The 8516-nt window shown below is 71.0% G+C and carries 6 protein-coding genes and 1 pseudogene; 3 read left to right on the top strand and 4 right to left on the bottom strand.

The features are described 5' to 3' along the window. The first annotated feature begins 85 nt into the window (after positions 1-85). Together ABZ027_RS42680 and ABZ027_RS42675 are read left to right on the top strand one after the other, a co-directional pair. Complete coding sequence (locus tag ABZ027_RS42680; RefSeq protein ID WP_356778427.1) at positions 86-2131, top strand: beta-galactosidase; 2046 nt, start codon at positions 86-88, stop codon at positions 2129-2131. 117 nt (positions 2132-2248) lie between these two features. Continuing rightward, positions 2249-4297, top strand: a complete 2049-nt coding sequence (locus ABZ027_RS42675) for a glycoside hydrolase (RefSeq protein ID WP_356778425.1) — start codon at positions 2249-2251, stop codon at positions 4295-4297. Positions 4298-4456: 159 nt separating this feature from the next. Here ABZ027_RS42675 and ABZ027_RS42670 read toward each other — a convergent pair whose 3' ends face one another. Continuing rightward, the gene (locus ABZ027_RS42670; RefSeq protein WP_356778423.1) at positions 4457-5317 is read right to left on the bottom strand and encodes a DUF1932 domain-containing protein; all 861 of its coding nucleotides are present in this window, start codon (positions 5315-5317) and stop codon (positions 4457-4459) included. A gap of 37 nt (positions 5318-5354) precedes the next feature. Continuing rightward, positions 5355-6776 (bottom strand): MFS transporter, encoded by a 1422-nt coding sequence (locus ABZ027_RS42665; RefSeq protein ID WP_356778429.1) that lies wholly within the window; start codon positions 6774-6776, stop codon positions 5355-5357. Between the two features lie 263 nt (positions 6777-7039). Between ABZ027_RS42665 and ABZ027_RS42660 the strand changes: the two are divergent. Then, positions 7040-7536 (top strand): annotated as a pseudogene (locus ABZ027_RS42660) (lamin tail domain-containing protein). Between the two features lie 18 nt (positions 7537-7554). On the opposite strand, the gene ABZ027_RS42655 reads toward ABZ027_RS42660, so the two are convergent. Beyond that, the gene (locus ABZ027_RS42655; protein WP_356778421.1) at positions 7555-7932 is read right to left on the bottom strand and encodes a luciferase family protein; all 378 of its coding nucleotides are present in this window, start codon (positions 7930-7932) and stop codon (positions 7555-7557) included. 117 nt (positions 7933-8049) lie between these two features. After that, positions 8050-8265, bottom strand: a complete 216-nt coding sequence (locus ABZ027_RS42650) for a hypothetical protein (RefSeq protein WP_356778419.1) — start codon at positions 8263-8265, stop codon at positions 8050-8052. Between the last annotated feature and the right edge of the window lie 251 nt (positions 8266-8516).

Here is an 8516-nt window from a genome sequence, read left to right as displayed (position 1 = left end):
GGAGCTGTGCGGTCGGCACAAGCAGAAGCGGGAGTCGCAATCAAACTCCCCGGGCCCGGACGGCACCACATCTGGAAGGACCGCCATGATCTCCACCCTCCTGTCCCGCCCGCGCGGGGCGGACGGTGACCCTGTCCCCCGTCTCGGCTACGGCGCCGACTACAACCCCGAGCAGTGGCCCCGGGACGTGTGGGAGGACGACGTCCGGCTGATGCGGGAAGCCGGAGTCACCATCGTGTCCGTGGGGATCTTCTCGTGGGCCCGGATCCAGCCGGGCCCCGACGAGTGGGACTTCGGGTGGCTCGACGAGGTCATGGACCTGCTGCACGCCGGCGGCATCGGGGTCGACCTGGCCACCGCCACCGCCTCCCCGCCGCCCTGGCTCAGCACGGCCCACCCGGAGATCCTGCCGGTCACGGCGAACGGCGAGACCGTGTGGCCGGGCGCCCGCCAGCACTGGCGGCCCACCTCCCCGGTCTTCCGCGAGCACGCCCTGCGGCTGGTCCGGGAGCTCGCGAACCGGTACCGCGACCATCCCGCGCTGGTCGCCTGGCACGTCTCCAACGAGCTGGGCTGCCACAACATCTACGACTACTCCGACGACGCGGCCCGCGCCTTCCGCGGCTGGCTGCGCGCCCGCTACGGCACGCTCGAAGCGCTCAACCACGCCTGGGGAACGGCGTTCTGGTCGCAGCGCTACAGCGACTGGCAGCAGATCCTGCCGCCGAGGCTCGCCGCCTCGCACCCCAACCCGACCCAGCAGCTGGACTTCAAGCGCTTCTCCTCGGACGCGCTCAAGGATCACCTGCGCGCGGAACGGGACCTCCTGCGCGAGATCACACCGGACGTGCCCGTCACCACGAACTTCATGGTGACGCCCGGCACCAAGGGCATGAACTACCCGGACTGGGCCGAGGAGATCGACTTCGTCTCCAACGACCACTACGTCCACCCCGGCCCCCAGGACCGCGACGAGCTGTCCTTCTCGGCGAACCTGACCAGCGGCATCGCGGGCGGGCGGCCCTGGTTCCTGATGGAGCACTCCACCAGCGCCGTCAACTGGCAGCCCGTCAACGTGGCCAAGCGGCCCGGCGACCTGGCCCGCGACTCGTTGCTCCATGTCGCGCACGGCGCCGACGCGGTGTGCTTCTTCCAGTGGCGGCAGTCGGCGGCGGGCGCCGAGAAGTACCACTCGGCGATGGTCCCGCACGCCGGCGAGGACAGCGACCTGTTCCGGGCGGTGGCCGCTCTCGGCGCAACCCTCGGCGCGCTCGCCCCGGTCGCCGGTTCCGAGCGGGAGCCGGCCAAGGTGGGGATCGTCTACGACTGGGAGTCGTGGTGGGCGAGCGAGCAGGACTCCCACCCCACCTCCCTGCTCGACTACCGGCAGGAGGCGCTCGACTGGTACTCGGCGCTGCTGGCCCTCGGCATCCGCGCCGACCTGATCACCACCCGCGCCGACCTGTCCCGCCACCAGGTGCTGATCGCCCCGGTGCTGCACCTGGTGCCCTCCGACCTCGCCAAGGAGCTCACCCGGTACGCCGAGCAGGGCGGCCACCTGATCACCACGTACTTCTCCGCGGTCGTCGACGAGAACGACCACGTCTGGCTCGGCGGCTACCCGGGAGCCCTGCGCGACCTGCTCGGTCTGCGCATCGAGGAGTTCGGGCCGCTGCTCGACGGGGACACCGTCGAACTGGACGACGCGAGCACCGGCAGCCTGTGGACCGACCGGATCACGGTCACCGACCCCCGAACCGAGGTCCTGGCCCGCTACCGCACCGGCCCGCAGACCGGCGGCCCCGCCGTCACCCGGCGTACGACGGGCGGCGGTTCGGCCGCCTACGTGTCCACGCGGCTCGGCGTGCCGGGTCTGACCGCCCTGCTGCCGCGTCTGCTCGGGCCGGCCGGCGTGACCAGCGAACTGCCCGAGGAGGTCCGCGGCCTGGTCGAACTGACCGTGCGTCGCGGCACCGACAGCCGGTTCCTGTTCCTGGTCAACCGCACCGACGACACGGTGCCGGTGGCCGCTTTCCCCGGCGAGATCCTCGTCGGCGGCGCCGACGCGGACGGCACACTCACCCTCGGCCCCAGGGGCGTCGCCGTACTGCGACAGCCCGCTGAGGCCTGAACACAACCGACCCGCACCCATGACTCCTCGAGCGGCACTCGCCGTTCGAGGGCAGTCCCCTCCCGCTCCGTGGCGGGAGGGGTCATCACAGCGACCACAATCCAGTGGGGAGCACAGATGGCACGCCGTACCCGCAGCAGACGGTCCCTCTCAGCCGCCGCCCTGACGGCCCTGGCCACCGGGGCCGCTCTGCTCAGCGTTCCCGCGCACGCACAGACCGAGGCCACCGCCTCCGTCACCGTGCAGCCGGACCCGTCGTACCAGCAGCAGAAGTTCGAAGGCTGGGGCACCAGCCTGGTCTGGTTCGCCAACGCCACCGGCGACTACCCGCCGGAGATACGCGAGAAGCTCGCGAAGCTCCTCTTCGGCGACGACGGCCTGGCGCTGAACATCGCCCGGTACAACATCGGCGGCGGCAACGCCCCCGACGTCAAGGACTACCTGCGTGCCGGCGGCGCCGTCGAGGGCTGGTGGAAAGCGCCCGCGGGCACCACCCGCGAGGACACCGACTGGTGGAGCGCCGACGATCCGGCCGACTGGAACAACAACGCCGACGCCACCCAGCGGTGGTGGGTGGACCGCATCAAGAAGGACATCACCCACTGGGAGACCTTCAGCAACTCGCCGCCCTGGTTCATGACCGAGAGCGGTTACGTCTCCGGCGGGTTCGACGCCTCCAAGGACCAGTTGAAGACCGACTCGGTCGACGACTTCGCCGCCTACCTGGCGGGCGCGACCAAGCGGCTGGAGAAGGCGGAGGGCATCAAGGTCGACACCGTCGACCCGTTCAACGAGCCCAACACCAGCTACTGGGGCACCAAGTTGGGCGCGGACGGTGAGCCGGTCGGCGGCCGTCAGGAGGGCGCGCACATCGGCCCCGAGCTGCAGCAGAAGGTCCTCGCCGAGCTGGCGCCCGCGCTGAGGAAGGCGAAGGTCAAGTCGGAGATCTCGGCGATGGACGAGACCAACCCGTCGATCTTCGCGCAGAACTGGAACACCTACTCGCAGGCGTCGCGCGACCTGGTCGACCAGATGAACGTCCACACCTACGGCACGGGCCAGCGCACCACCGTGCGGGACCTGGCCAAGGCGGCCGACAAGCCGCTGTGGATGAGCGAGGTCGAGGGCGACTGGGGCGACGGCCAGAGCTTCACCGACATGCGGCCGGGTCTCGGACTCGCCCAGCAGATCGTCAACGACCTGCGTGAACTGGAGCCCACGGCCTGGGTGTTCTGGCAGCCGGTCGAGGACTACGACAACATGAAGCCGGGCGGCGAGTCCGCCAAGGGCGGCAACTGGGGCAGCATCCAGCTCCCGTTCAGCTGCACCTCGAAGGACACCCTGAAGTCCTGCCCGATCTACACCAACACCAAGTTCGACACCGCTCGTAACTTCACGCACTTCATCAAGCCGGGCGACAAGCTGATCAAGGTGGACGACACCTCCAGCGCCGCCGCCGTGACCAAGGACGGCAAGGGCGCCTCGCTCGTCCACGTCAACTCCACCACCGCGCCCCGCACGGTCACCATCGACCTGTCGAAGTTCCGCACGATCAAGGGCAACGCGACCGTCACGCCGACGGTGACCAGCGCCGACGGCAAGCTCCAGCGGCAGGCCCCGGTCAAGGTCGTGGACGGCAAGGCCACCTACACCGTTCCCGCGCAGTCCGTGACCTCCTTCGCCGTCAAGGGCGTCTCGGGCGTCGCGAAGAACGCGGGCCTGTTCACCAAGGGCCACTCCTACACCCTGACCGGTGTGCAGAGCGGCAAGGCGGTGACGGTCGCGGCGAACGGGACGAACCTGGTCCTCGGTGCGGCGAACGGCACCGTCGCGCAGGAGTGGCAGCTGGACGCCCGGCACGGCAAGACCGGCAACCGTCAGCGGTACGTCCTCGCCAACCCGGCCGAGGGCAAACGGCTCGCAGTCCGCGACAACGTCCCCGTCGTCGAGCCGGACACCGGCGAGCGGGACCCGGCCACCGAGTGGATCATGTCGACCACCGGTGACCACACCTGGACCCTGGTCAACGCGGGCACCGGACGCGTGCTGGAGGTCGGCGGCCAGGCCACGAACGAGGGCGCCCCGGTCACGACGTGGCAGCCCAACTCCGGCTCCAACCAGCGCTGGACGGTCACGGACGTGACCGACGAGGCGGCGGACCACTAGGACCGCCCCGTAACGCAAGGGAGCTCCGCCGTACCGCGCCGGCCGCGGTACGGCGGAGCTCTTGCCGTTGGTCCGTTCGAGTGGTGCGGCCCCGGTCCCAGTCGTACGGTCGGTACCGTCGGATCAGGCGGACGCGGGGGTCCTCGTCCGACTCGACCGTCACGGCTCGTCCGACGGCCGCTCCATGAGGTCGGAGATCAGCCGGTCTCCCGTCACGGTCCGGTCGTCCTTGTGGTCCCGCCACTGGTCGAAGGTGTGCGCCGCCGCGTCCGCGAAGAAACCTGGCAGGCCGCTGCCGCGCCAGGCCTCGGCGATCTCCCGCATCTCCGGCTCCCACCGCCAGGCCCTCGCCCCCGCGCTCGCCAACCGCTCCGGGAGGGCCAGCGGAGTGCCGGGCAGCAGGTGCGCGGCGAGGTCGCGGAGGTCGTCGAGGACACCGTGGTCGGCGGCGAGGGCGCTGGCCTCGGCGGCGAGCGCGTACGAGATCTTGTTGTAGGCGGCGAAGGCCAGCTTGAGCGCCGACGCGCGGCCAACCGGCCCGGCCAGCACGACCGGGGTCAGCGCGGTGCCGGCGAACAGGGCCCGCACCGTCTCCACCGCCGGGTCGTCGCCGGACAGATACAGCCGGGTGGTGCCTGCCTCGCGGGGAGGCGGGCCGGTGATGCCGCCGTCGGCCACCGTCGCCCCGTTCTCCCGCATCACCCGGGTGATCTGTTCCATGCGGCTGGGGCTGATCGCGTTGGCGTCGGCGTAGACGCCGTCGAAGCCGGTCGCCGCGACCTGGCGGGCGACGTCCAGGGCCGCGGCAGGGGGGCACACGCTGAGGATCACCGCGCACTCGCAGGCCAGCTCCGTCATGCTGGGGACCGCCGTCAGTCCCAGGGCGGCGGCCCGTTGCCGGGTGGCGTCCGACCGTTCCTGTGCCGACCACCAGACCCTGGCTCCGGCCGCCACGGCCTGCGCGGCCACCTGCGCTCCCATGGAGCCGGGATGCACGATTCCCACGTCCGCATGAACCATGCCGGGACCCTATCGCCGTACCCGTGCGGGCCCGAGGTCAGCCCTGGCTCGCGTGCACGGGGCTGTGGGACACCTCCGGCGGGCACGGTTTTCGGGCCGCCCTGCGGTCCCGTAGCCAGTCGTGCACGGCCAACGCGAGCGCGCCCAGCACCGGCGCGATGCCGCAGCCCACGGCGGTCGCGACCGCCGACCGGTAGTCGTGGCCGTGGGCGCCGAGCACCACGTAGAACAGGCCCGGCAGGGCGGCCGTACCGACGGCTCCGCCGAGCCGCTGTCCGGTCTGCAGCGCGCCTCCCGCCGCGCCCGCCATCCGTACCGGGACATCGCGCAGGGTCATGGTGACGTTGGGCGAGATGACGCATCCGCTGCCCAGGCCGCCGACGAACAGGGCGGGCGCCGCGAGCCACACCGCGAGGCCGGCGGGTGCCAGGCCCAGACTCAGCACGGCCCCGCCCAGCCCGAGGACCACGGCGGCCAGGCCGCACACGGTCAGCAGCCGGCCCAGCCGCTCCACCAGCCGGCCGGCCACGAGTGCGGCCAGCGCCGATCCGAGGGCGAACGGGGTCACGGCCAGCCCGGAGCGCAGCGGCGAGTACCCCTCGCCGTTCTGGAAGTAGAGGGCGAACACCAGCCATACGCCGCTGAAGCCGACGAAGTAGAGAGTCGCGATGGCGGCGCCGGCCGCGTAACCGCGGGTGGCGGTGGCCAGTTCCGGGTCCAGCAGCGGCTGCCCGCCGCGCGCGGCGACGCGCCGTTCCCAGCGGGCGAAGGCAAACAGGAGCGCCGCGCCGACCAGGAAGAGCCACCACAGCCGTCGGACGCCGCCGGACTCGGCCAGCACCAGCGGCAGCATCAGCGACAGGACTCCGCAGCCGAGCAGGGCGACGCCCGGCAGGTCGAGCCGTTCACGGCGGCCGGGAGCGAGCCTCGGCAGCAGCCGCAGTCCCAGTCCGAGTGCGAGCGCGCCGACGGGGATGTTGACGTAGAAGATCCAACGCCAGCCCTGTGGTCCGCCGGCCAGCATGAGGATCAGTCCGCCCACCACCGGGCCGACGGCGCTGGAGACCCCGACGGTGGCGCCGAACAGGCCGAAGGCCCGGCCGCGTTCGGCACCCCGGAACATCTGCTGGATGAGGGCGGAGTTCTGCGGGGCGAGGCAGCCCGCGGCGAGGCCCTGGGCGAGCCGGGCCACGACCAGCAGCTCGATGGTGGGGGCCGCGCCCGCCGCCGCGCTGCACACCACGAACGCCGTCAGCGCCAGCAGGAAGATGCGGCGCCTGCCGATCGCGTCGCCGACGCGTCCGGCGGTCACCAGGACGAGGGCGAACGCCAGGGCGTAGCCCGAGACGACCCATTGGATGGCGGGTGCCGAGGCATGCAGGTCCCGTTGCATGGACGGCAGGGCGACCGCGACGATCGTCACGTCCAGCAGGCTCATGAAGCCGGCCACCAGGGTCACCCACAGGGCCTTCCACCTTCTGGGGTCGGCTCCTTGGGTCGTGTCCGCCGGGTTGTCGTCCTGGCCGCCCGCCGTCGCCTCCGTGCCCACCCGGGCTCCTCTCCGCTGCCGGCCCTCTCCACCGCCGGGTCTTCCTCAAGGTCACGGGTATCCATCACCGCGCCGATCAGCTCACTTCACATTTTCCACACGATCACTCCATATGTTTTTCATAAAAGAGGTAGGCTCCTGGCGCTCCACTCGCACCACTGGGGGGATTTCCCATGCGTAAGCGCCATGGCCTGGCAGCCACCACCGCCGCCGCCGGACTGATAGCCGCCGTGGCGGCCGCGCCGGCCCAGGCCGCCGAGTACTCGTCGGCCCTGAAGCTCAAGGGCGTCCAGTACGACGCTCCCGGCTCGGACTCCAACAACTGCACCACCGGCAACACCAAGAACGAGTACCTGACGATCAAGAACTACTCGTCCTCGACGACCGTCAATCTCAAGGGCTATGTCGTCAAGGATGCCGCCGGGAACCGCTTCACCTTCACCAACAACCACTCGCTGCAGCCGGGCGACTATGTGAAGCTGCGCGGCGGCAGGGCACCGACTCGGACGCGAACAACGTCGTCTACCGCCAGAACTGCAACTTCATCTGGAACAACGACAAGGACACGATCTACTTCTACAAGCCGTCCGGCAGCCGGGCCGACGTGCACGCGTACACCAAGAGCGGCTCCGACCCGGACCGCAACGGCTATGTGAACTTCCACGGCTGACGGAGCGTCACGGGTCTGTCACCGCGCGATCGCGGCACCACGCGACTCGTTGCAGCGCGCGGACGGGGCCGGGTCACCCGCTACGCTCCCCTGGTGCGCCTTGAGGGCGACGCTCACCAGCGTCAACAGCAGGTCGATGTCCGACTCGCACTCCAGGCGGACCGTCACCCAGGCGGAGCCCGGCACCAGCCGCAGGGCGGTCGAGCCCTTCAGATCGGCCCTCAGGCGCCAGATGGCCGGTGCCGACAGATGCACGTCGGCCAGCCGGGCCGAATGGAAGTGCGCTATCTCGGCACCGTCGCAGCGCAGCGCACGACCCGTGCCGCAACTGGGCCGGGCCTCCACGAGGTCCGGCCAGTCCGCCAGTCGGGTCATGGCCCGCGAGCCAGTCGTCATACCTTCATCATGAAGAGCTCACCGGGTGGCCATCACGGTTCGAGGGCACCGTAACCAGCCCGTTGCCTCAGCTGCTCCCGAGGCGGGGTCACCGGCGGCTGTCCGCCGGTTCTCGGTTCAGCGCGAGTGACCGCCGCCCGTCGATTCCAGGCTTTCCTGGAAGCGCGCCATGCAGGGCAGACAGTGGCGGTCGGTCGCGGTCCCTTCGGACGGTCGGGCGCCGGGCCCGGCGGTCAGGTCGACACCGCACAGACTGCTGCCCCGGTGCCGCTCCAGCACGTGCCACACCAGCGCCCCCGTCCCGGCCTCCGGACCAACGCACATCTCGTACATGGGACACCTCCTTCGACGGCTGCCCCTCAAGGAGACCCCGCCGGGCGCCACGTCTCCCGGCGAGAGCGCCATCCGGGTCAATTTCGCACTCCGGAGCCCGTCCCGCCTTGCGGGGAGGGCCGCTTCGTGCGTGGTCCGGGACCGGACGGCGTCGAAGCTGCCCGGGGTCGGCGCCTGGCTTCCCGAAGTTCGACACCAGCGTCCCGGACGTCTACCGGGAGCAGATCTGGAAGCAGGACTTCGAGAAGAAC

The organism is Streptomyces sp. NPDC006332 (assembly GCF_040612855.1).
Classification (GTDB): Bacteria; Actinomycetota; Actinomycetes; order Streptomycetales; family Streptomycetaceae; genus Streptomyces.
The sequence above is the reverse complement of the archived record's forward strand: the minus strand, read 5'-3'. Positions and strand labels throughout refer to the sequence as shown.